This is a genomic window from Gaiella sp. (assembly GCF_039915195.1).
GTDB lineage: Bacteria > Actinomycetota > Thermoleophilia > Gaiellales > Gaiellaceae > Gaiella.
Window position 1 is genome coordinate 117,207 of sequence record NZ_JBDSNT010000004.1, and the last position, 21,783, is coordinate 138,989.

At 67.2% G+C, this 21,783-nt stretch carries 21 protein-coding genes; 13 read left to right on the forward strand and 8 right to left on the reverse strand.

The genetic code is table 11. The features are described from left to right. Positions 1–190 precede the first annotated feature (190 nt). The 4 genes from ABIR74_RS00815 to ABIR74_RS00830 are packed head-to-tail and all read right to left on the reverse strand — an operon-like array spanning position 191 to position 3,868. Positions 191–1,468, reverse strand: coding sequence for a DUF58 domain-containing protein (locus ABIR74_RS00815; protein WP_348174707.1), 1,278 nt, complete (start codon positions 1,466–1,468; stop codon positions 191–193). After that, positions 1,465–2,433 carry a MoxR family ATPase gene (locus ABIR74_RS00820; protein ID WP_348174708.1) on the reverse strand — a complete coding sequence of 323 codons (969 nt, stop codon included), beginning with the start codon at positions 2,431–2,433 and terminating at the stop codon, positions 1,465–1,467. Before ABIR74_RS00820 ends, ABIR74_RS00815 begins: the two co-directional genes overlap by 4 nt. Continuing rightward, positions 2,433–2,948 carry a hypothetical protein gene (locus ABIR74_RS00825; protein WP_348174709.1) on the reverse strand — a complete coding sequence of 172 codons (516 nt, stop codon included), beginning with the start codon at positions 2,946–2,948 and terminating at the stop codon, positions 2,433–2,435. The genes ABIR74_RS00820 and ABIR74_RS00825 overlap by 1 nt, the downstream gene beginning before the upstream one ends. Next, positions 2,945–3,868, reverse strand: coding sequence for a DUF4129 domain-containing protein (locus ABIR74_RS00830; RefSeq protein ID WP_348174710.1), 924 nt, complete (start codon positions 3,866–3,868; stop codon positions 2,945–2,947). The genes ABIR74_RS00825 and ABIR74_RS00830 overlap by 4 nt, the downstream gene beginning before the upstream one ends. Positions 3,869–3,885: 17 nt before the next feature. On the opposite strand from ABIR74_RS00830, the gene folP reads away from it, so the two are divergent. After that, positions 3,886–4,716, forward strand: coding sequence for a dihydropteroate synthase (gene folP / locus ABIR74_RS00835; RefSeq protein WP_348174711.1), 831 nt, complete (start codon positions 3,886–3,888; stop codon positions 4,714–4,716). After that, complete coding sequence (gene folB, locus ABIR74_RS00840; RefSeq protein ID WP_348174712.1) at positions 4,713–5,072, forward strand: dihydroneopterin aldolase; 360 nt, start codon at positions 4,713–4,715, stop codon at positions 5,070–5,072. The genes folP and folB overlap by 4 nt, the downstream gene beginning before the upstream one ends. A 10-nt stretch (positions 5,073–5,082) precedes the next feature. On the opposite strand, the gene ABIR74_RS00845 is transcribed toward folB, so the two are convergent. Next, positions 5,083–6,633 carry a S8 family serine peptidase gene (locus ABIR74_RS00845; RefSeq protein WP_348174713.1) on the reverse strand — a complete coding sequence of 517 codons (1,551 nt, stop codon included), beginning with the start codon at positions 6,631–6,633 and terminating at the stop codon, positions 5,083–5,085. A gap of 60 nt (positions 6,634–6,693) precedes the next feature. On the opposite strand from ABIR74_RS00845, the gene folK reads away from it, so the two are divergent. Genes folK through ABIR74_RS00865 form a run of 4 tightly spaced genes read left to right on the forward strand, consistent with a single transcriptional unit; the run spans position 6,694 to position 8,975 of the window. Further along, positions 6,694–7,176: a 2-amino-4-hydroxy-6-hydroxymethyldihydropteridine diphosphokinase gene (folK, locus tag ABIR74_RS00850; protein WP_348174714.1), complete on the forward strand. Its 483-nt coding sequence runs from the start codon at positions 6,694–6,696 to the stop codon at positions 7,174–7,176. Further along, positions 7,173–7,541 carry a DUF2469 family protein gene (locus ABIR74_RS00855; RefSeq protein WP_348174715.1) on the forward strand — a complete coding sequence of 123 codons (369 nt, stop codon included), beginning with the start codon at positions 7,173–7,175 and terminating at the stop codon, positions 7,539–7,541. The genes folK and ABIR74_RS00855 overlap by 4 nt, the downstream gene beginning before the upstream one ends. 40 nt (positions 7,542–7,581) lie before the next feature. Beyond that, positions 7,582–8,331, forward strand: a complete 750-nt coding sequence (locus ABIR74_RS00860) for a type III pantothenate kinase (RefSeq protein WP_348174739.1) — start codon at positions 7,582–7,584, stop codon at positions 8,329–8,331. Further along, positions 8,328–8,975: a LysE family translocator gene (locus ABIR74_RS00865; protein ID WP_348174716.1), complete on the forward strand. Its 648-nt coding sequence runs from the start codon at positions 8,328–8,330 to the stop codon at positions 8,973–8,975. Before ABIR74_RS00860 ends, ABIR74_RS00865 begins: the two co-directional genes overlap by 4 nt. A gap of 4 nt (positions 8,976–8,979) precedes the next feature. On the opposite strand, the gene ABIR74_RS00870 is transcribed toward ABIR74_RS00865, so the two are convergent. Beyond that, positions 8,980–10,191 (reverse strand): GGDEF domain-containing protein, encoded by a 1,212-nt coding sequence (locus ABIR74_RS00870; RefSeq protein WP_348174717.1) that lies wholly within the window; start codon positions 10,189–10,191, stop codon positions 8,980–8,982. Positions 10,192–10,363: 172 nt separating this feature from the next. Continuing rightward, positions 10,364–11,422 carry a tRNA-dihydrouridine synthase gene (locus ABIR74_RS00875; RefSeq protein ID WP_348174718.1) on the reverse strand — a complete coding sequence of 353 codons (1,059 nt, stop codon included), beginning with the start codon at positions 11,420–11,422 and terminating at the stop codon, positions 10,364–10,366. A gap of 115 nt (positions 11,423–11,537) precedes the next feature. Here ABIR74_RS00875 and greA point away from each other — a divergent pair, with 115 nt between their 5' ends. Continuing rightward, positions 11,538–12,017 (forward strand): transcription elongation factor GreA, encoded by a 480-nt coding sequence (gene greA, locus ABIR74_RS00880; protein WP_348174740.1) that lies wholly within the window; start codon positions 11,538–11,540, stop codon positions 12,015–12,017. A 75-nt stretch (positions 12,018–12,092) separates the two neighbouring features. Next, positions 12,093–13,457 (forward strand): lysine--tRNA ligase, encoded by a 1,365-nt coding sequence (gene lysS, locus ABIR74_RS00885; RefSeq protein WP_348174719.1) that lies wholly within the window; start codon positions 12,093–12,095, stop codon positions 13,455–13,457. A gap of 36 nt (positions 13,458–13,493) precedes the next feature. Here lysS and ABIR74_RS00890 read toward each other — a convergent pair whose 3' ends face one another. Beyond that, the gene (locus ABIR74_RS00890) at positions 13,494–14,519 is read right to left on the reverse strand and encodes an NAD-dependent epimerase/dehydratase family protein (protein ID WP_348174720.1); all 1,026 of its coding nucleotides are present in this window, start codon (positions 14,517–14,519) and stop codon (positions 13,494–13,496) included. 245 nt (positions 14,520–14,764) lie between these two features. Here ABIR74_RS00890 and ABIR74_RS00895 point away from each other — a divergent pair, with 245 nt between their 5' ends. The 5 genes from ABIR74_RS00895 to ABIR74_RS00915 all read left to right on the forward strand — a co-directional run bounded on the left by ABIR74_RS00895 (position 14,765) and on the right by ABIR74_RS00915 (position 21,771). Then, entirely contained in the window at positions 14,765–17,314 is a 2,550-nt protein-coding gene (locus ABIR74_RS00895; protein ID WP_348174721.1) for an ATP-dependent Clp protease ATP-binding subunit, read from the forward strand. A gap of 81 nt (positions 17,315–17,395) precedes the next feature. Beyond that, positions 17,396–17,851, forward strand: coding sequence for a GNAT family N-acetyltransferase (locus tag ABIR74_RS00900; protein ID WP_348174741.1), 456 nt, complete (start codon positions 17,396–17,398; stop codon positions 17,849–17,851). Between the two features lie 46 nt (positions 17,852–17,897). Continuing rightward, a complete protein-coding gene (locus ABIR74_RS00905; RefSeq protein WP_348174722.1) occupies positions 17,898–19,622 on the forward strand; it encodes a VanW family protein in 1,725 nt (574 codons plus the stop codon). Positions 19,623–19,695: 73 nt separating this feature from the next. Next, positions 19,696–21,060, forward strand: a complete 1,365-nt coding sequence (radA, locus tag ABIR74_RS00910) for a DNA repair protein RadA (RefSeq protein WP_348174723.1) — start codon at positions 19,696–19,698, stop codon at positions 21,058–21,060. A 174-nt stretch (positions 21,061–21,234) separates the two neighbouring features. Continuing rightward, positions 21,235–21,771: a CarD family transcriptional regulator gene (locus ABIR74_RS00915; RefSeq protein ID WP_348174724.1), complete on the forward strand. Its 537-nt coding sequence runs from the start codon at positions 21,235–21,237 to the stop codon at positions 21,769–21,771. Positions 21,772–21,783: the final 12 nt, after the last annotated feature.

The following is a 21,783-nucleotide window of genomic DNA, read 5'->3' on the forward strand; positions in this document are numbered from 1 at the left end:
GCATAGGCGGCACCGAGAAGCGCGAGAGCGCCGACGATCGGCTCGGCGCGACCAACGGCGAGGGTCGCAACGAGCGAGACGGTCGCAACGGCGCCGAGCGCGACGACCGGCGCCGATGCGTCGGCCGAGGCGACGAGGTAGAGCCACGCGGTCAGGCCGACCGAGAGCCCGACCGCGGCGGCCCCGAGCGCTAGCGCCTTGCCAGTCGCGCGCGACGCCGAGATGCTCTCACCCCCGCGAGCTCAACGTCGAGAGGCATGTCGTCACGCCATTGCGCGACGGCAACGCCCGAGCGCTCGAAGCGGGCCCGGAGCGCGGCACGTCGGAGCAGCCAGAGTCGGTACGCGAGCGCGTCAATTCCCTCGCCCGGCTTCACGATGTCCTCAGGAGAGACCTCAACGACGACGAGGTCGTACCCGCGGGCGCGGAGATCGAGCAACGCGGTGATCGACCGCTCGTCGAGGAGCGGAGTCACCGCGATGACGAGAGCCTTCGGGGGCAGCGTGCGGGCGGGGATCGTGTTGACGCCCTTCCAGGCGTAGCTGAACTCCACGCCGGTCTCGAGGAGCGCGTCGATCAGGCGGTAGCGCTGGATGACCCCTGCTCCCGGCTCGAGCCAGCGCAGGACGCCGCCGAACGTCACGAGACCGACCCGGTCGCGTCGCTCGAGATAGCGGCCGGCCAGCGTGGCCGCGGCACGCACAGCCCGCTCCAGCGTGCCGTCGTTCTCCTCGTCGCCGCGTGCCTCCGCAAAGCTGTCCAGGAACAGCACCACATCCGCATTCCTGTCCGGGTGCCTCTCGTTCACGATCAGCTCGCCACGACGGGCGCTGGCCCGCCAGTTGACCGAGCGGAGGCGGTCGCCAGGCACGAATGCCCGCGTGTCGGCGAACTCGTGGCCGTCCCCCCTGACGCGGGCGACTCGGTCGCCGGTCGCGAGTTGGGTGTCGAGAGGGGCGAGGAGGCTCCGCAGGAGCTCGGGGCGGGGATAGATCTGCAGGCGGTGAGGGCGATTGATCCGACCTTCCCAGATGAGCATCCCGATCCGGCTGCGCGCGCGGACACGGATCTCGCCTACCTCCACCGACCCCCAGCGGACGCAGCGGAGCGTCAGGGACACCGTTCGTTCCTCGCCGGCGTTGAGGGTGACGCTGACGGGGTTACCGTCACCGACGACCGTAAGCCCACGAGGGATGATCAGGTGCAGCTCCAGGAGGTCGATTCGGGTCCGAACGTTGAGCTCGATCTCGGCGACGATCTCCTCACCTTCGAGAGCACGGTCGCGATCGATCGTCAGCCAGCCCCGGAGATCGGGCGGCCCTTCGAAGAGGAGACCGGCCGCGACGATCAGCGCGAACGGGGTGGCCACGACGACGAGCTCGGGGCGACGCAGGGCGAGCGCGGCAATCAGACCGAGAGCGGCGAGGCCGACGTACGACGCGAGTCGAGGCGACGCGAACGGGGTCACGTGGCGGCGACGACGTCCTCAGCGGGAGGCGTCGGGACGAGCGCAAGCGTCTCGAGCACGACGTCCTCGCCCGAGCGTCGCTGTACCCAGAGCTCCGGTTTCAGAAGCAGCCGGTGTGCCAGGGCCGGAACGGCGATCGCCTTCACGTCGTCGGGCGTGACGAAGTCGCGCCCCGCGAGTGCAGCACGGCAGCGAGAGAGCTTCAGGAGCGCCAGGCTCCCGCGTGGGCTCGCACCCACCGCGAGGCTCGTGCTCTCGCGCGTCGCGGCGACGATCGCCACCATGTAGCGGCCGACCGACGGTTCGACGTGGACGAGCTCGACGGCTGCCTGCATCTCGAGAAGCGTCTCGCGGTCGATGATCTGGGCGAGCCGCAGGTCGTCGCCGCGACGCTCGATGCGCCGTGCAAGCATCTCCCACTCGGCATCGCCGGATGGGTAGCCGAACCCGGTGCGCAGAAGGAATCGGTCGAGCTGTGCCTCCGGCAGGGGATACGTCCCCTCGTACTCGATCGGGTTCTGCGTCGCGAGAACGAGGAACGGTCGCTCGAGCGGACGAGTGACACCGTCCGTCGTGACCTGCCGCTCCTGCATCGCTTCGAGCAACGCTGCCTGCGTCTTCGGCGGGGCGCGATTGATCTCGTCCGCGATCAGCAGGTTGGTGAAGATCGGGCCGGAGCGGAACTCGAAATCGCCGTCGCGCTGGTTCCAGATCGACGAGCCTGTCACGTCGGCCGGCAGGAGGTCGGGCGTGAACTGGACGCGGCTGAAGCCGAGTCCGCTCGCTTCCGCGAATGAGCGCGCGGTGAGGGTCTTTGCAAGCCCCGGGACATCTTCGAGTAGGACGTGCCCATCGGCAAGCATTCCGAGCAGCACGAGCTCGAGCTGCTCTCGTTTCCCGACCACGGCGCGTTCGACCTCGTCGACCAGGCGACGACCGAGTTCTGCCAGCTCGCGCAGGCCCATCAGACCTGCTCCAGGGACGCGACGATCCGGGTCAGCTGAGCCCTGTCGAGCCCCGGCGCGTGGCGCTGTGCGGGTTCGGGACGGTCGGGCCGGACGATCTCCCAGACCTCGTCACCGAGCGCGGCGTGCGCGCGATCGGGGCTCCGCTCGAGATCGATCCCGCGACGGGTCGAGAGGAGATCCGCAGCTAAATCCACGAGCACGGGCCGCAGTCGGAAGTGGACGTCGAATGCCGCGGCTCCAGCCATCGAGACCTCGCGCTCGGTGCGGGCAAGCGAGCTCGGCCGGTCGACCGGGATCGACGCGCGTTGCAGGCTCGCGAGAAATGGTGAGCTTCCGGACGGGTAGGCGGTGTTGATCGCCTGGAGCAGCGCGAGACACGCGAGACCGAGCACGACGAGGAGCCAGACATGGATTGCGAGCTCGGCCCTGTCCGGTGCAAGAACGAGCGCGATCGCGACTGCAACCGTCGGAACGAGGAACAGCTTCGACGACCGCCAGGCGCGGCGCATCACGACCACGCCCGTTCGCGCAATGCTTCTGTCGCGGTGAGGCGCCGCTCCTCGGCGAGCATCTCCGCGGCGCGCAGCTCGTTCCCCACGGCCTCGAGCGCCGCAATCGCCTCCTGCTTCATCTCTGTCGCCACATCCTGTCCCGAGAACTTCGCCCATGAGAACAGCGCCGTCAAGCGGGAGACCGAGCGGCGGCTCACCTCGAGGTCGGCGAAGATGCGTTGGAGATACTCGTCGGGTGCCTCGGCGGGGAGGCGGGGAAGACCGTACGCCCCGAGCGTTCGCTCCATCCGGGCATAGGCGCCGATGACCGCTTTGCGCGGATCCGTCTCCGCTCGCAGGTCGTCCAGCGTCTCCTCGAGGACGTCCGTCAGTGCCGGGTAGAGCGATTCGGACATCGGCGGCAGGCTACGCCGCCGGGCGCGGTAGGCGATCGCCCACGTGGTGACCGCGACTGCTAGCACTCCGAGCACGATCAGCACCGGGCCGACTGCGAACTCGGGCTCGTAACGCGGTGCTGCGCCGGAGACATCGAGATCGCCCCGTCGCGAACCGGGCCGGAACCGATCGAGCAGCGCCTGCCCGCTACCGCCGTCGGTCGAGATCCAACGGATCAGGATCGCGAGCAGGCCGAACGTGATGAGCCCGGTAACCAGGGCGCCCCGCCGTCCTCCCTTTCTGCGCTCGACGACCGCCTGGGCGAGAACGCCCCTGCGGTTGACGATCAGGAGGAGCAGGAGGATCGTGCCGAAGGCCATCCAGAGCAGAAACAGGCTGATCGCGACATCGAGGAACCGGTCGGAGGGCGACCGGGTGCCCCCTGTACCGACGGGAACCGATCCCGTCGAGGCGACCGCTACGGCGACGAGCAGGCTGATCAGGGCAAGCAGAACGACGACACGCTTGGCGGGGCCGCTATTCATCTACCCTCCACCGTCTGATGAGCCGACCGTCTCTTGCCGAGCGTTGGGCACGCCCGTCCGTGATCGGAATCGTCAACGTCACGCCTGACAGCTTTTCCGATGGTGGGGACAACGTCGACCCGAACATCGCGATCGAGTCGGCGCTGCGGTTACTCGACGAGGGTGCTGCTCTCGTGGATATCGGGGGCGAGTCGACCCGCCCCGGAGCGGATGACGTCTCGCTCGACGAGGAGTTGCGGCGAGTCGTTCCCGTGCTCGAGGGCCTCGTCGGCCATCCAGTCTCGATAGACACCTCCAAGGCCGAAGTCGCCCGCAGGGCGCTCGCCCTCGGTGCGTGTCTCGTCAACGACGTAACAGCGCTGAGCGGGGACGCCGCCCTCGCTGGGGTCGTCGCCGATGCCGGCGCGTACGTCTGTCTCATGCACATGCAGGGGCAGCCTCGCACGATGCAGATCGCGCCGCGGTACGCGGATGTCGTCGGGGAGGTATGCGGCTTCCTCGAGGAGCGACTCTCTGTCGCCGTAGCTGCCGGAATCCACGAGGACCGAATCTGCCTCGATCCCGGCATCGGGTTCGGCAAGACCGTCGCGCAGAACCTCACGCTGCTGAACGGGCTCGACCGAATCCGCGCCATCGGCCTGCCCGTTCTCGTCGGCGTCTCGCGCAAGAGCACCCTCGCCCGCGTGCTCGGCGATCCTGAAGGCCGTGTCGGAAGTGACGCCGCGTCGATCGGGGCGGCGGTCGCTGCGTTCGACCGGGGGGTTACGCTGTTCCGCGTGCACGATGTTCGAGCCCATGTCGAGGCGCTCACGATTGCCGACGCGGTCGAGCGAGGATCGGATCGATGACAATCGAGCTTCACGGGATCCTCCTGCACGGCTATCACGGCGTTCTCGACGCAGAGCGGCGCGACGGGCAGCGGTTTCTCGTCGACGTGGAGCTCGACCTCGCGCACGAGCAGGCTGCACGCTCCGACGCGATCGAGGAAGCCGTGGACTACCGACGTGTCGTCGCGCGCGTTCGGGAGGTCTCCGACGCTCGCGCCTATCACCTGCTCGAGGCCTTCTCGGGGGCGATCGCCGACGCGCTCCTCGAGGACTTTCCGATCAACACCGTACGTGTTCGTGTCCGGAAACCGGACGTCGAGCTCGATCCGCCCGTCGACTACGCCGCGGTGGCGATCGAGCGCCGCCGGAGCTCCTAGACGCTGAGGGTCACGAGACACGGAGGCGATACGTTGCCTCTCGGACGCCCCTTGCCGGGATGACGGCGAGGAAGGCGTAGCGGCCAGGGCCCTTGTTGGCGAAGGTGACGAGCTCCGTCGTCCCGGGCTTCAGCCCGCGCGCGAGCCGTTCAGACCCGGCAGTCCGCTGCGTAACGCTGATCGCGGTCTGCTTCCACAGCCCGAGGTCGAGGTTCGTGTCGGCCGTCAGTGCGGCAGTGAACCGGCCGTTCTTCGGGAGCCAGACCCGGTACACGTCGCGTGGGTCCTCGACCGGGTCGATCCGGGCACGAACTGTCGTCGCGCGCCGGCCAGGGGTCGTGAGCGGCGGGACGGACGTGTCGTAGAACCCGTCGATCTTCACGAACTCGATGTCGTCGTTCGGCTCCAACGGATCACGCACCGGTGCCGGGAAGGCGAGCGCGGCCGGGACGTTGAGGAGGCCGAAGCCCCCCGCATCGTCGCGGCCGGGCGCCCCGATGTCGATGGCGGAGCGGCGCATCACCTCGAAGAGCTGACTTGCGTCGAGTTCGGGACGCGTCGTCCAGACCCAAGCGGCTGCGCCCGAAACAAGAGGCGCGGAGAAGCTCGTGCCGTCAGCGGTGCGCCATCCCTTGCCGGCCGCGGTCGCGATCGGGATGGCCACACCCGGTGCAGCGATATCGACGAACCGAGACCTGCTCGAGAACGAGGCGACGCCGTTCGATGCATCGGTCGCCCCGACGGTCAGAACGTGCGGGATGCTGGCAGGGTAGCCGAGGGGGTTGCCGTCGTCGCCGCTGTTTCCCGAGGACGCCACGACGAGCGAGCCCTTCCGCACGGCCTCGTAGACGGCCTGCTCGATCGGGTCCTCTCTCTGGTCGCTGCCGAGGCTCAGGTTGATCACGCCGGGGCCGCTGTTCGCGGCGGCGAGGATGCCCTGGACGATCTGGAACGTCTCGAGCTGCGTTCCTGCTCCCTTCGCGGCATCCCACGAGCGAAGCACGGCCTCGGGGTAGACCCCAACGAGGCCGAGCCCGTTCGCCGGTGCGGCGACCACCGAGCCGACGGCGGTGCCGTGCTCGCCCCCGACACCTGCCGGCTCCTGCTCGTTCAGTGTCTCCGTGTTGGCGCGGCCGAGGAACTCCGGGTGCGTGACGTCGATCCCGGAGTCGACGATCGTCACCGGGCGTCCGGGCCCGGGAGGAGCGACGGCGTCGACTCCGATCACCGGGCGCCACCATTCCGTCGGTACGAGGGGATCGGTGAAGTCCTTGACCGCGAGTGACCCGGCGACCCGGTTGGGAGCACTGAGGCGCAGCGAACCGCGCTCGCGAAGTAGCGGAACGAGGTGCCGGACTGCGTCGTTCGGGACGAGGTAGAGCCCGAGCGACGGAGCAACGACGGATCCTCCGGCAGACGTGACGAGGACCGCGTCGGTGCAGCGGGCCGAGGCATGCAACCCGACGAGGGTGGAGTCGAGCGTCGAGGTGCCTGCCGTTCCGGGGGAGACGGCGATCCCGGCAACAACGGCGGCGACTGTGAGGGATGACGCAAGACGCATTGCTCAGAGTTGTACGTGCACTTCTCGACGCCGGATGGCCCCGGTGTTTAAGGTTGGGTTGTGAGTCGCGCCTACGTGGGGCTCGGAGCGAATCTGGGCGACCGGGCCGCGACGCTCGCCCAGGCGCTCGCGCTTCTTGCGGAGCAACCGCGGATCGAGGTCGTGGCGGTCTCGTCGTTCCGCGACACTGCCCCGGTCGGGTACCTCGACCAGCCGCGATTCCTTAACGCGGCTGCCGCCGTGGAGACGTCACTGGAACCGCAGGAGCTCCTTACCGCGCTGCTCGAGGTCGAGCGTCAGCTCGGCCGGACGCGCGAAGGGCCGCGATACGGCCCACGGACCGTAGATCTCGACCTGCTCCTGATCGAGGGCGTGGCCATCGACGAGCCCGGGCTCACGATCCCGCACCCCCGGCTTCACGAACGGGGCTTCGCTCTCGCGCCACTCGTCGAGCTCGACGCGACAATCGTCGTACCGGGTCGCGGGACCGTGGCGCAGCTTCTCAGCGGCCTGGAAACGGAAGCCACTAGAATCGCCCCATGAGCCATCTCGACGAGCTGGACGAATTCGAGGCGAAGCTCGAACTGGAGCTCAAGCGTGAGTACACCGCTGTCTTCGGACTGTTTCGCTACTGCATCCTCACGCAGGACGCGACGTACCTCTGCAACCGGCTCGACCTCAAGGTCGCACCGCAGGCGAGCTACCCGTTCTTTCACCTCCAGATGGAGGATGTCTGGGTGTGGGACAAGAATCGGCCGACCCGGATGATTCCCAGAGCCGAGGTCTACACGTCGGGCGACATGACCGTCGAGGAGTTGCGTGGCGAAGGTGATGAGCCCAAACTCACCGCGCAGACGCTCGCCGATCGGATCGGCGAGTCGCTCCCTGATGACGAGGAAGCGCTCTAGCGAACCGCTCTTCGGGCGGGACGTACCCAGAGAGATCACGATGCTGCTCGCAGTCGACGTCGGGAACACGCAGACCGTCCTCGGTCTCTACGACGGCGAGAGCCTGCGTGACGACTGGCGCCTCGCGACCGAGCACACACGGACAGGCGACGAGCTCGGCGTTCTCCTCGGCGGGATGCTCGATCTCGAGGACATCGACGGGATCTGCCTGAGTTCCACGGTTCCGGCGCTGATCCGGGAGTGGGAGCGTGTGGCCGAGCGCTGGGCGCACGCTCCGATTCTCGTCGTTGGACCCGGTGTGAAGACGGGGATCCCGATCCGGTATGACGACCCGCGCGAAGTGGGGCCGGATCGCATCGTCAACTCGATTGCGGCGAAGGAGCGATATGGCGCGCCGGTCATCGTCGTCGACTTCGGAACATCCACGAACTTCGATGTTGTCTCCGCCGCCGGGGAGTACGTCGGTGGAGTGCTGGCGCCGGGAATCGAGACCTCGATGGAGGCGCTGTTCGCGCGGGCGGCCCGCCTGGTGAAGGTGGACTACGCAGAGCCGCCGTCGGTGATCGGTAAGACGACGGTCGGAGGGCTCCAGTCCGGCGTCGTCTACGGCTTTGCCGGCCAGGTCGACGGGATCGTCGCCGCGATCCGCGGCGAGCTCGGTGCCGAGGCTCGCGTGATCGCCACGGGCGGCCTGGCCGAGCTCGTTGCGCCGTACTCGAGCACGATCGAGCTCGTCGACAAGCACCTCACTCTCGAGGGGCTTCGCCTCGTCTGGGCTCTCAACGCGTGATCGTCGAGCCGCACACGCTGCTCGTGTTCTCGCTGGCCGCACTCGCGATCCTCTCCGTCCCTGGTCCGGCGGTGCTCTATATCGTCACGCGCAGCATCGATCAGGGGAGGGGGGCGGGCCTCGCGTCGGTGGTCGGCATCCACGTCGGCACGCTCGTCCATCTCTCGTTCGCGACGCTCGGGCTGTCGGCGATTCTCGTCTCGTCGGCGACCGCATTCACCGTCGTCAAGCTGCTTGGTGCGGCCTACCTGATCGTGATCGGGATCCGCACGCTGCTCGGCAGGGCCGATGAGGCGGACACCGATCCACAGCGCCCGCCGCGCCGCCGTCGGAGGGACTTCGCCGAGGGTGTCGTGGTCAACGTCTTCAACCCGAAGACGGCGCTGTTCTTTCTCGCCTTCCTGCCCCAGTTCGTCGAGCCGGGCAAGGGCCAGCCGTGGCTCCAGATCCTCGTGTTCGGGCTGACGTTCATCCTGCTCGGCCTTATCACCGACTCGACCTGGGCCCTCGCCGCGGGCTCGGCCGGTGAAACCCTGCGCAAGAGCCGCAGGTGGACTCAGGTGCAGCGCTACGTGTCGGGCACGATCTTCGTCGGGCTCGGCGTCGTAACGGCCCTGACCGGGTCACACACCAAGCCGGCGTAGTTCGCTACGCGCTCTCGGCGTGGAGCGTGAGTCGCGGTGGGAGCGAGATTGCGACCGCGTCGCGCGTGCGCTTGGCGTCGTAGAGCGCTCCATCCGCCCGGTGCAAGGAGACGCTCGGAGCAACAGATCCGTCGAAGAGCGTGCCTCCGACGGACACCGTGACGGGGAGTGCGGTCGTCGAGGTCGCGACCGGGAGCTCCCGAACAAGGACGCGGATCCGTTCTGCAAACTGCTCGAGTTGTCGGCGTCCTCGAACGCCGGGTGCGAGCACGGTTATCTCCTCGCCGCCCCACCGCGCAACGATGTCCGTCGGTCGCAGGCCGTCGGTCAGCCGCCGGACGACCTCGATCAGCACCTCGTCACCGACTTTGTGTCCAAAACGATCGTTGACCGACTTGAAGCGGTCGAGGTCGATGAGGAACAGGCCTGCCGGGAGGCCACCACGGACGATGCGCGCATGCTCGGCGATCATCGCCTCCTCGAAGGCGCGGCGGTTCGGAGCCCCGGTGAGTTGGTCGCGGCGTGCATTCATCTTTTCCGCGGCGAGAGCGACTACGGTCGATTCCCGGTTGTGCTGGGCGAGGAGGAGGCTCGCGAGGAGCGATGCCGTGGTGGCGGCAACGATCGCAGTATTGACCCCGCTCGCGAGGAGGAGTACGGCGAGTAGGGGGACGACGAGCACTGCCTCGAGTAGGTCGACCCTGATCCCGCGAGCCCACAGCTCGACGAGCCGATCGGGATCGCGCTCGAGAATGATGACGAACCGGCACGCGGAGTTGACCGTGACGGCTGCGATCATCGCGGCCGAGGCGATCGCGGCTGCGCGCTCGCCCGTGAGCTCGCCGCCCACGAGCGCGAGACCGACGAGCCCAGCAACGAGTCCCTGCAGGGCTGCAGTGCCGCCCTCGGCGCCGACTCTGCGCCACACGGCCCCGCGATTGATGATCTGGGTCGCGACGCCCGCTGCGACGCCGACGAGCGGCCCGCCGACCAACCCCGCCAGGACGACGACGGGGGTCGCCGCGGTGTACCAGCTTCGCGGTCCCAGCTGCACGACCGCCTGGCTTGCAGCGGCGGCGAGCGTGATCAGCGCGATCGAGATCGGGACGCGGCCGTCGACCGATCCGGCGAGCGCCGTCGCACTCAGGATCGAGCCGATCAGTGCAGCAAGTGGGAGTCCGACCGCCACGAGCGTTCCACGAGACGGATCCGCCACCTCGGCTGAGGGTTGAGTACGCGGACGCCTCGCCCGGCGGGTCGCAGGTGGGTCAGTCACGGCTACTACGAGAGAACGGGCGCTGGCCCCCTATTGAGTATCCCCCGGGAGGGGGAGGAGGTACCTGGACTGCCGTGCCGCAACGACGCGCGGTCGCCCCTAGCTGTGGTTTCTAGCCGCCGCCGTACACCGAGATCGGCAGCGCGAGCGTGATGTCGTCGCCGGAGGGGATCTCGGCCTCGAGCTGCTCGATCAGCGGCAGCGAGCCCGGCGCAGCGGCGATCAGCCGTCGCTCGACCTCTTCGGTCGAATCGAGAACGACGAGCTCCTGCTTGAAGGGCCGCGGGAACCGGCCGCGTCCCAGATACCACGCGTAGAACTTCTTCAGGAAGCCGGAGGCACGCCGTTCCCCGAGTTCTCGAACCGTCTCGCGGATGAAGAGCACGAGCTCCGCAACGACCTCCTCGCGACTCGGCTCCGCGGCGTCGCCGTCGACGATCTCACGCAACGCCCAGGGATTGCCCTGCGCGCCGCGACCCACCATCACAGCGGCTGCACCCGTTGTCGCGAGAACAGCCTGAGCGCGGGCGCGGGAGGTGATGTCTCCCGATGCGATCACCGGGACGTCGACGAGTGAGACGAGCTCGGCGGTCAGCGCGTGATCCGCCGTGCCGGTGTACATCTGCTGCGCCGAGCGCGGATGCAGCGTGAGGACGGACGCGCCGGCCTCGACGAGGAGCGGGCCGACGGTGAGGCAGTCGCGCGAGCCGTTCCTCAGCCCGCGGCGCATCTTGACGGAGACGGGCAGGTCGACTGCGTCCGTGATGGCGGAGACGATCCGGCACGCCAGTTCGGGGTCGTCGAGCAACGTTGCCCCCGCACCGGTCTTCGTCACCTTGCGGACGGGGCAGCCGAAGTTGATGTCCACGATGTCGGCACCTGCGGCGGCAACCAACTTCGCTGCCTCGGCCATCGTCGCGGGGTTCGACCCGAAGAGCTGGATCGCGAGCGGGTGCTCGTCCGAGGCGACCCGGAGGTAGCCGAGCGTCTTTTCGTTGCGATGCTCGATTCCCGCGCACGAGACCATCTCCGAACACACGAGCCCCGCCCCGAAGCGCCGACCCTGCCGGCGAAACGCCTGCACGCTGACGCCGGCCATAGGCGCAAGGACGAGGCGGGTCGGCACCTCGATCGTGTCGATGTGCCAGCTTTCGCGGAGATCTATCGGCATCAAAGGCAGATGGTAGATGCCGTTTGCGCGTCGGCCGCTGCGGCAGCTACCCTTCACGACCGTCGCGACGCCCGAGTTCGGGCCGAAGCCCCACTGAAGCCGCCTGGAGGCCGAAATCTTGAAGGAAGTGCTCCTCACCCCCGAGGGCTACGAAAAGCTCACACAGGAGCTCGAGGTCCTGCGCACCGCGAAGCGGCGCGAGGTCGCCGATCGGATTCGCGTTGCTCGTGAGTTCGGCGACATCGCCGAGAACGCCGAGTACGACGACGCAAAGAACGAGCAGGCGATGCTCGAGCACAAGATCGCCCAGCTCGAGGAGCGCCTCCTCAGTGCGCGCGTGATCGACGTCGACGACGTCGATACGAGCGTCGTGTCGGTCGGATCCGTCGTGCGCCTACGCGACGTCGACGCCAAGGAGACGGTGAAGTACCACATCGTCGGGTCGGCAGAGGCCAACCCGGCCGAGTTCAAGCTCTCGAACGAGTCGCCTGTCGGGCGCGCCATCCTCGGCCACAAGAAGGGTGAGACGGTCGAGGTCCTGACGCCGCGTGGCAGCAAGATAAAGTTCAAGATCATGGAGATCTCGGCAGCCTGACCGCTGCTGGTGCGCGCGACGCAACGGTCTCCGCCGCGTGCGGGCGCTCACCTGGCACAAGCCGCGAGGAGCCCCTTGACCCCCGATCCCTCATCGTCCAAGCGATTCCCCGACCGGGCTGAGATCTCGGCGATCAGGGGCGAGTGCGAGCCTCTCGAGGCAGGTGAGTCCGGAGCTACGACCCGTCGGATAGCGGGCCGGGCGATGGCCCGCCGCGACATGGGCAAGCTCGTCTTCCTCGACGTCGTCGATCGATCCGGTCGCATCCAGGTGATCTGCGAAACCGCGAAAACCGGCGAGATCGACGTTCTGCTCGGCGATGTCGTCGGCGTCGTCGGGACCCCGGGGCGCGCGAGGCGTGGAGAGCCGTCGTTGCTCGCGAGCTCCCTCGAGGTCCTCTCGCGCAACACCCGGTCGCTTCCCGACACGTTCCACGGACTCACCGATGTCGAGCTGAGGTATCGCAAGCGGTACCTCGACCTTCTCGTCAACGAGGAGACGCGGGCGGACTTCATCCTCCGCTCGCGAGTCGTTGCGGCGGTGCGTGCATTCCTCGACGGCGACGGCTTTCTGGAGGTCGAGACGCCCGTGCTCCAGCCTCTCTACGGAGGGGCTTCGGCGCGTCCGTTCGTGACCCACCACAACGAACTGGGGCGCGACCTCTATCTGCGGATCGCCACGGAGCTCTATCTCAAGCGCCTCATCGTGGGCGGGCTCGAGCGCGTCTATGAGATCGGCAAGGACTTCCGCAACGAGGGCGTCTCGTTCAAGCACAACCCGGAGTTCACGATGCTCGAATGGTACGAGGCGTATGCCGATTATCGGGACACGATGGTGCGGATCGAGACGCTCGTCGAGACGGTCGCGCGTCAGGTGATCGGCACGACCGAGGTGCAGTTCCGCGGCAGCGATCTCGAGCTCAAGGCTCCGTGGAAGCGGATCGCGTTCACCGAAGCACTCGAGGCGAAGGAGCTGTGGACACGCGACGAGGTCGAGCTTCGTGCCTGGCTGACCGAGAGGGGCATCGACACCGAGGCCGATCGCGACTGGGCCCAGCTGATCGACAAGGCCTTCAGCCATTTTGTCGAGCCGGAGTTGATCCAGCCGACGATCGTCCACGACTACCCGATCGAGATCTCACCCTTTGCGCGGGCCACCGACGACGATCCCACGTTGACCGAGCGGTTCGAGTTCTTCATCGGCGGCATGGAGCTCGGCAACGCCTTCTCCGAGATCAACGACGCGGCGACGCAACAGGAGCGCTTCGACCAGCAGGCGCGGCAGCTCGAAGGGGAGCCCGGGGATCCGGACTACGTCGAGGCGCTCTCGTACGGTATGCCACCGACCGGCGGTCTCGGCCTCGGGATCGACCGGCTCGTGATGCTGCTGAGTGGCCGCGAGACGATTCGCGACGTCGTGCTCTTCCCGGCGCTGCGCTGAAGAACGACGAGAGCGACTGACCCGCGCGCGGCCGTGCTACGGCGCGACCGTCTTCCAGGCCTGGCCAGACCCGAGAGCTCCCTCGTGATCGGCGCGCACGGGCACGTCGTCCTCTGGGTGGGCCGCCCGATGCTCCCGGAACCAGGCGACGGACCGCGCAATGCCGTCATCGAGCGACACCGTCGGTTCGTACCCCAGCAACTCGCGCGCCTTCGACAGATCCGCGACGTAGTGAGTCACCTCACCGAGGAGCGACGGAGCCAGCGTCATCTGCGGATCGACGTCGAGCTCCCGGGCGATCAGCTCTGCGCACCGGACGAGGGTGTTGCCCTGACCGTACGCGAGGTTGATCGTCTGATTGGTGACCCGGCGCGCGGCTAGCGCCTCGATCCCAAGCGCTATTCCGGCCACGCAGTCGTCGACGTACGTGAAATCGAGGGTCTTGTCGCGGCCGCCGTAGATCGTGATCGACTCGGCGCGGAGCATCGAGTGGGTGAAGAGAGGGATCACGCGCACCATCCGCTGCAGATCGTTGTCGAATCGGCCGTAGACGTTCGAGAATCTGAACACGAGGTACGGAACGTCGTAGCAGCGCGCATAGGAGTAGACGAACGCTTCACCGGCGATCTTCGAGGCCGAGTAGGTGCTCTCGGTGAAGGCGAAATCGGCCGCCTGCTCCGGGTACTCCTCGAAGCGATGGACATCTCCGTAGACCTCGCGGCTGGACGAGAAGACGATCGGGAGCCCCGCTTGCCGTGCGAACTCGAGGACATTGAATGTCATCACGGCGTTGTCGAGCGCGCGTTGGGGCTCGCGGACGAGCTGGTGGACCTTCGCGTGCGCTCCGAGGTGGACAACGACGTCCGCTTCGGGGAGGCCGAGCGTGGCAAGGCCGCTCGCGGCCGTCTGCCGCTCGGTGAGATCGTGGATCAGGTACGGGAACGCGTCCGTCCAGGTGTTCTCGCGGATGTCGACGCCGAACACATCGTGCCCCTCACCGATCAGCTTGAGCGCGAGGTTCGTGCCGATCTGCCCGGATGACCCCGTGATCAGGACCCTCACTGCCCTGCTCCTTCGTGCTCGTCGTCGAGCGACACCTCGTCGAGGAGGCCTCGGATCGAGCTGGCACCGTCTGTGCTGAGAGCCCTGTCCACCATGGTCGGGGGAGCGTAGCGGCGCCCCCGGTCGTCCGTGCTGTGGCGAGCCGGCCGGTGACGACGGACGCGTTCGGTAGGATGAGTGAACCCTCACTTCGAGGCCTGCGGGCATCGTAGGCCTCGAGTCAATGCAGAAAGGAGGGTCGACGGTTGTTCGAGCGATTTACCGAACGAGCCCGTCAGGTTGTCGTTCTTGCCCAGGACGAGGCTCGGGCCTTGAAGCACAACTACATCGGAACGGAGCACATCTTGCTCGGCCTGCTGCGCGAAGAGGAAGGTCTCGCTGCACGGGTTCTCGAGTCGCTCGACATCACGGTCGAGGAGGTGCGAGCGCAGGTAGCCCGGATCGTCGGCCAGGGTGACGAGGTCACGACGGGCCAGATCCCGTTCACTCCACGCGCCAAGAAGGTCCTCGAGCTCGCGCTGCGCGAGGCCCTGTCGCTCGGGCACAACTACATCGGGACGGAGCACATCCTGCTCGGGCTCGTGCGCGAGAACGAGGGTGTCGCGGCCCGCATCCTGCTCGATTTCGATGCGGACGCCGAGAAGATTCGCAACGAGATCATTCGCATGCTTTCAGGCCCCGGCCGCCGCCAGGCGGGAACGGGAGCGGCAGCCGGGAGCGAGAAGACGAAGAATTCGAAGCTGCTCGATCAGTTCGGCCGCAACCTGACGAAGATGGCGACGGAGGGCAAGCTCGACCCGGTCGTCGGGCGCCAGACCGAGATCGAACGCGTGATGCAGATCCTCTCACGCCGCCAGAAGAACAACCCCGTCCTGATCGGCGAGCCCGGTGTCGGCAAGACCGCCGTCGTCGAAGGCCTCGCGTCGCGGATCGCGGCAAACCAGGTGCCCGAGCTCCTGAAGAACAAGCAGATCTACACACTCGACCTTGCGGCTCTCGTCGCGGGTTCGAAGTACCGCGGTGAGTTCGAGGAGCGCCTGAAGAAGGTAATGAAGGAGATCACCCAGCGCGGCGACATCATCCTCTTCATCGACGAGCTTCACAATCTCGTCGGCGCGGGTGCTGCCGAGGGTGCGATCGACGCGGCCTCGATCCTCAAGCCTGCGCTCGCGCGCGGCGAGATGCAGACGATCGGCGCGACGACGCTCGACGAGTACCGCAAGTACCTCGAGCGCGATGCGGCACTCGAAAGGCGCTTCCAGCAGGTACGCGTCGAGGAGCCTTCGATCGATGACACGGTGCAGATCCTTCGTGGACTGCGCGACCGCTACGAGGCCCATCACCGCTGCAAGATCTCCGACGAGGCCCTGCGCGCCTCCGCTGTGCTCGCCGATCGCTACATCCAGGATCGGCACCTGCCGGACAAGGCGATCGACCTCATCGACGAGGCCGGCTCGCGGCTCCGCATCCGTACGATGTCCGCGCCACCGCGCTACCGGGAGCTCGAGGAGGAGATCGAGAAGGTGCGCGCCGACAAGGAGAACGCGATCGAGGCGCAGGAATTCGAGAAGGCCGCCGCGCTGCGTGACAAGGAGCGCAAGCTGACGCAGAAGAAGAAGGAGCTCGAGGAGAGCTGGCGCAACGAGGCCGACGAGGAGCAGCCCGAGGTGGGTGAGGACGAGATCGCCGACATCGTCTCGATGTGGACGGGGATCCCGGTCTTCAAGCTCACCGAGGCCGAGTCGCAGAAGCTCATCCGCATGGAGGAGGAGCTGCACAAGCGCGTGATCGGCCAGGAGCCGGCGATCGTCGCCGTCTCCAAGGCGATCCGTCGCGCGCGCGCCGGAATCAAGGATCCCAAGCGCCCGACCGGCTCGTTCATCTTCCTCGGCCCGTCCGGTGTCGGCAAGACGGAGCTCGCCCGCACGCTCGCCGAGTTCCTCTTCGGCGACGAGGAGGCGATGATCCAGATCGACATGAGCGAGTACATGGAGAAACACTCCGTGTCGCGGCTCGTCGGTTCGCCTCCCGGCTACGTCGGGTACGACGAGGGTGGCCAGCTCACGGAGGCCGTCCGTCGCAAGCCCTATTCGGTGCTGCTTCTCGACGAGGTCGAGAAGGCGCATCCGGACGTCTTCAACATTCTCCTCCAGATTCTCGAGGACGGGAAGTTGACCGACGCTCAGGGGCGCAAGGTCGACTTCCGGAACACGATCGTGATCATGACGTCGAACATCGGTGCAGCGCAGATCTCGAAGAACCAGTCGCTCGGCTTCACGCTCGGCGATGAGACGGGGCTGACCTACGACGACATGAAGGGTCGCGTCATGGGTGAGTTGAAGAAGGTGTTCCGTCCCGAGTTGCTCAACCGGATCGACGAGATCATCGTCTTCCACAAGCTCGAGAAGAGCGAGATCCTGCAGATCGTCGACCTGATGATGAAGCGATTGCGCGATCAGATGGTGATCCACGGCGCGGCCATCGAGCTCACCGCGGATGCGAAGGAGTTGCTCGTCGAGCAGGGCTACGATCCTGCGATGGGCGCGCGTCCGCTGCGGCGCTCGATCCAGCGCCTGATCGAGGATCCGCTCGCCGACTTCGTGCTCGGGCGCGAGCTCATCGAGGGGTCGACGATCCTCGTCGATCGCAAGAAGGAGCTCGCCGGCCTGGAGGGAGAGTCGCTCGTCGAGATCACGATTATCGAAGGGCAGGTCAAGCCCGAGCCGGTGACCGTGCCGCCCGACGCTCCGGTCGGGGCAGACGACGACGCGCCGGCGGAGAACGAGCTGAACTGACCGCATGCGCATGCGTTGTGGGGATGCGTGGCAGGCTCGAAGTCGTCGAGTTGCGGGCCGTGGTTGCCGGGGCTCACGGTGATGTCCGGGCAGATCCGCCACGCGAACCCATCCGACTACGGCCGCGTGATCCAGCACGTCAACGCGTGGTGGGGCGGGCGGGACATGGCACCGATGCTGCCGAAGCTCTTCTTCCTCCACTTCGAGGGGACGAGCTTTGTCGCTGAGGACGATGAGGGCAAGCTCGTCGCCTTCCTGATCGGATTTCTCTCGCAGACAGACCCCGAGGAGGCGTACATCCACTTCGTCGGCGTAGCTCCCTCGCACCGCGGCTCTGGGATCGGGAGGGAGCTCTACGGTCGGTTCTTCGAGGTCGTCGCGAACGAAGGGCGGACGCGCGTCCGGTGCGTGACATCGCCCGTGAACGAGGGCTCGGTTGCATTCCACGAGTCGCTCGGGTTCGTCTCCGAGAGGGTCGCCGAGGACTACGACGGCCCAGGCCAGGATCGCGTGCTGTTCGTCAAGCAGCTCGCCTGACTGCTCCTCAACGGATCCTTACGAGACCTCGGCTACCGTCAGCCGTATGCCTGACATCTTCGTCTCTTCGGCGCGGAGGCCGCACCGTCGCCGTCGCCGCTCCGTGGTCGTCATCGTCGCGCTCGGGGCGATCGCCGCTGTCCTTGCAGCAGGCGCAGGCGCGATCGCCCTTCGGGAGAGCGGCACGATCGCCGCGCGTACCACGATCGGTGGCGTTTCCGTCGGCGGGATGTCCCGCGAGGAAGCGGCTGCTGCGATCATCCCCGCCGGGCGTCGAACGATCGCACGCTCGATTCGCCTGATCGGGCCGCGCGGCGAGACGAGCGTGACCGGCGCGGAGCTCGGCGCCCGGCCTCGCCTCGGCGCCGCACTCGACGAGGCGGTAGCGCCAGGCGCGAGAACGCGACTCCTGCGTCGTCTCGGCTTCGGCGACGAGCGCACGATTTTGCTCACCTACCGGCTCGGCCCCGTACGCGCTGCCGAGTTGGCAAACCGGCTCGACGATCTCTTCGGCGAGGAGCCCAAGCATGCCGATCTCGAGGTCTCGCCGGACGGGGGCTCGGTGACCGTTACGACGCCCGCTCCAGGAACGGTTGTGGATCGCGCTGCGCTCCGACGAGGTCTGGCATCCCTCCCCGCCGAGCTCGGGATCCCACTGGTCACCCGCGCGCCGTCGGTCGGCGTGGCCGAGGCAGAGGGAGCCCGCGCCAGGGTTGCGCGCCTCCTCGACGGCCCGCGGGAGGTGCGCTTTCGTGACGCGACGGCGGTCTTGCCCGTTGCGGCGCTGGCTGGGCTCGTGACGACGAAGCCGGCTGGCGGACGCCTGCTGGTCGAGCTCGACCCCGAGCCGCTCAGGCAGGCTCTCCTGCCTCGCCTGGGCCGGTTCGAGCGTCCGGCAGTCGATGCGCGTTTCGTGACCAACGGCGCCAAGGTCAGGCTGATTCCGGCGTCTCCGGGCAAGGCGCTCGATGCCGACCGGATCGGAGCATCACTCGTCGGGAACGTCGCCGCTCGGGCGCATCGCGCTCGATTCACCGTATCCGAGCCGGAGTTTACGACCGAGGCGGCCGAGAAGCTCCGGATCACGGAGCTCGTCTCGGAGTTCACGACGTATTACACGTGCTGCGCGCCACGCGTGACGAACATCAAGCGGGCCGCTGAACTGCTCGATGGCACGATCATTCTGCCCGGGAAGGAGTTCTCGCTCAACGGCGCGCTTGGCAAGCGGACCGAGAACAAGGGGTTCGTCTCCGCGCCGCAGATCTTCAATGGGCGCTTCGAGGATGCGGTCGGAGGAGGCATCAGCCAGGTCGCGACGACCCTGTTCAACGCGGCCTTCTTCTCCGGGATCAAGCTCGTCGAGCACCGAGCGCATCAGTTCTACATCTCGCGCTACCCGATGGGGCGCGAGGCGACGGTCTCCTGGGGAGGGCCGGAGCTGATCTTCAAGAACGACTGGCCGGCGGCGATCCTCATGACGTTCGAGGCGACGGACTCGGGGATCACCGTGCGATTCTTCTCGACAAAACTCGGCCGGCGCGTGACGACGACCACCGGGAAGCCCTATCTCCCGACGACGCCCGAGACGGTGACCGTGACGAACCCCGCCCTGCCGGAAGGGAAACGAGAGGTCGTCCAGGAGGCGGGCGACGGAGGCTTCACGATCGACTTCACCCGGAAGGTCTTCCGGGACGGGAAGCTCATCCGCAACGAGCTGTACCGGCAGAAGTACGACGCAGAGAACGAGATCGTCGAGGTGGGGCCGAGGTAGCGGGTTTCGAGAGCCTGGCGTTAGTTGCCTGATATGGCGACATGTCGTCCGAGCCTTCGCGTAGCATTGCGGTATGGCAAAGGTGATCGTTCAGCACGTCTGCACCGAATGTGGCACGGCGACCGGGCGCTGGCTCGGCAAGTGCCCCGGTTGCGGCGCGTTTGGGTCGCTCGTCGAGGAGATGACGGGTCAGGCGACCCCGGCAAAGGGCAGCGGAGGGGTCGCACGTACGCCGGAGCGTCTGGCCGACGTCCGGGCCGAGGAAGCCGCCAGGATCGGCACGGGCGTTCCGGAGCTCGATCGGGTGCTCGGCGGCGGCCTCGTTCCCGCTTCGCTCGTGCTCGTGGGAGGCGAGCCGGGAGTCGGTAAGTCGACGTTGCTGCTCGCCGCGCTCGGCAACGTCGCAGCGGCGGGCCGACGCTCGCTGCTCGTCACGGGAGAAGAGTCGGTCGCCCAGGTAAAGCTCCGCGCCGATCGGCTCGGTGGAGCGGAGTCCGTTGAGATCCTTGCCGAGACCGAGCTCGAGTCGGTCTGCGCGACGCTCGAGCGCGAGCGACCGGATGTCTGCGTGATCGACTCCATTCAGACGCTGTACTCCGCCGATCTCGGATCGGCACCTGGTTCGGTCGGACAGGTACGGGAGGCGGCCGGAAGGCTGTTGCGCGTCGCCAAGGAGCACGGTGTCGCAACGATCCTCGTCGGCCACGTCACGAAAGATGGCTCGGTCGCAGGCCCACGCGTGCTCGAGCACCTCGTCGATTGCGTTCTCCAATTCGAAGGTGACCGCTACCACGCGCACCGGATTCTGCGTGCCGTGAAGAACCGCTTCGGCTCGACGAACGAGCTCGGCGTGTTCGAGATGACGAGCGAGGGCCTCGTGGGGGTGCCCAACCCGTCCGAGCTGTTCGGGCGGAGCCATTCGGGCGAGGTTGGCGCTGCCGTCGTCTGCGCCCTCGAGGGAACGCGCCCGATTCTGCTCGAGATCCAGTCCCTCGTCTCGCGCAGTGACCTCGCGATGCCCCGTCGGGTCGGGACGGGTGTCGACCCGAAGCGCCTCGCAATGATCGTGGCTGTCCTCTCACGTCATGCGGGAATCGCGCTCGGCTCAGCCGACGTCTTCGTCAACGTGGCCGGCGGTGTGCGCATCGACGAGCCCGGTGCCGACCTTGCGGTGGCTCTCGCGATCGCGTCGGCGGCCCGTGGCGTCCCTGTCCGGGACAGCATCGCCGTGTTCGGTGAGATCGGCCTCACCGGGCGGCTTCGGCCGGCTGCGCAGGCCGAACGACGGCTCGAGGAGTGTGCGAAACTCGGCATCGCAACGGTGATCGCGCCCGACGGAACGACAAGCCGCGGAGGGCCGCGGATCACGCGTGCCGAGACGCTGAGACAGGCCGTCGCCGCTGGACTCGACGGTGCGGCCACGCCCGATCCCGGCTGAGTCTCCGGCACGAGCAGCTGCCGGCGGGCGATCTCGCCGTGGTCTCGCCTCCCGGGGACACGTCGAAATTCGGGGGGAGCGTCGCGCAATTCTCAGCTAGAATGATGTTCCCTCGCCGGCAGCCTCTCAGCGCCGGCGGTTTTCGTGAAATGGGCGGATAACGGGAGGGTTAGCTTGTTCGACGTCGGCGACAATGTGGTGTATCCACACCACGGGGCAGGGACGGTCGTGAGCAAGGACACGCGCATTGTCCTCGGGCAGGAGCGCGAATACCTCACAATCAAGATCCTGCACAACGACATGACCGTCAACGTGCCCACGGAGAACGCCGAGAAGGTCGGCCTTCGCTGGGTCATTGGTCTCGACGCGGTGGAGGTCGTCGTGAAGGCGCTCTCCGGCGAGTCGACGGAGATGCCGAAGAACTGGAACCGGCGTTTCAAGCACAACCGGGACAAGATGAAGACCGGTGACATCCTGGAGCTCTCGGAAGTCGTACGAAACCTCGCGCTCCGCGATCACGAGAAAGGCCTCTCGACCGGAGAGAAGCAGATGTACGTCAAGGCCAAGAAGATCCTTGCCTCCGAGTTCATGTACGCAAAGAACATGACGGAGGATGAGGCTGCCGAGTGGCTCGACGAGGTGCTTGCCAATCCCGCCGGCGGGAAGAAGAAGGTCAAGCCCAAGGCCAAGGTCGCTGCCGCAAGCGCGTGAGGCAGGTTCGCT

Excerpts from the sequence above, each read along its gene's own strand:
- ABIR74_RS00820 (WP_348174708.1), bottom strand. The coding sequence starts at position 2,433 with ATGGGCCTGCGCGAGCTGGCAGAACTCGGTCGTCGCCTGGTCGACGAG.
- ABIR74_RS00830 (WP_348174710.1), bottom strand. The coding sequence starts at position 3,868 with ATGAATAGCGGCCCCGCCAAGCGTGTCGTCGTTCTGCTTGCCCTGATC.
- folP (WP_348174711.1), top strand. The coding sequence starts at position 3,886 with ATGAGCCGACCGTCTCTTGCCGAGCGTTGGGCACGCCCGTCCGTGATC.
- folB (WP_348174712.1), top strand. The coding sequence starts at position 4,713 with ATGACAATCGAGCTTCACGGGATCCTCCTGCACGGCTATCACGGCGTT.
- ABIR74_RS00845 (WP_348174713.1), bottom strand. The coding sequence starts at position 6,633 with ATGCGTCTTGCGTCATCCCTCACAGTCGCCGCCGTTGTTGCCGGGATC.
- ABIR74_RS00855 (WP_348174715.1), top strand. The coding sequence starts at position 7,173 with ATGAGCCATCTCGACGAGCTGGACGAATTCGAGGCGAAGCTCGAACTG.
- ABIR74_RS00860 (WP_348174739.1), top strand. The coding sequence starts at position 7,582 with ATGCTGCTCGCAGTCGACGTCGGGAACACGCAGACCGTCCTCGGTCTC.
- ABIR74_RS00875 (WP_348174718.1), bottom strand. The coding sequence starts at position 11,422 with ATGCCGATAGATCTCCGCGAAAGCTGGCACATCGACACGATCGAGGTG.
- ABIR74_RS00900 (WP_348174741.1), top strand. The coding sequence starts at position 17,396 with ATGTCCGGGCAGATCCGCCACGCGAACCCATCCGACTACGGCCGCGTG.
- ABIR74_RS00905 (WP_348174722.1), top strand. The coding sequence starts at position 17,898 with ATGCCTGACATCTTCGTCTCTTCGGCGCGGAGGCCGCACCGTCGCCGT.
- radA (WP_348174723.1), top strand. The coding sequence starts at position 19,696 with ATGGCAAAGGTGATCGTTCAGCACGTCTGCACCGAATGTGGCACGGCG.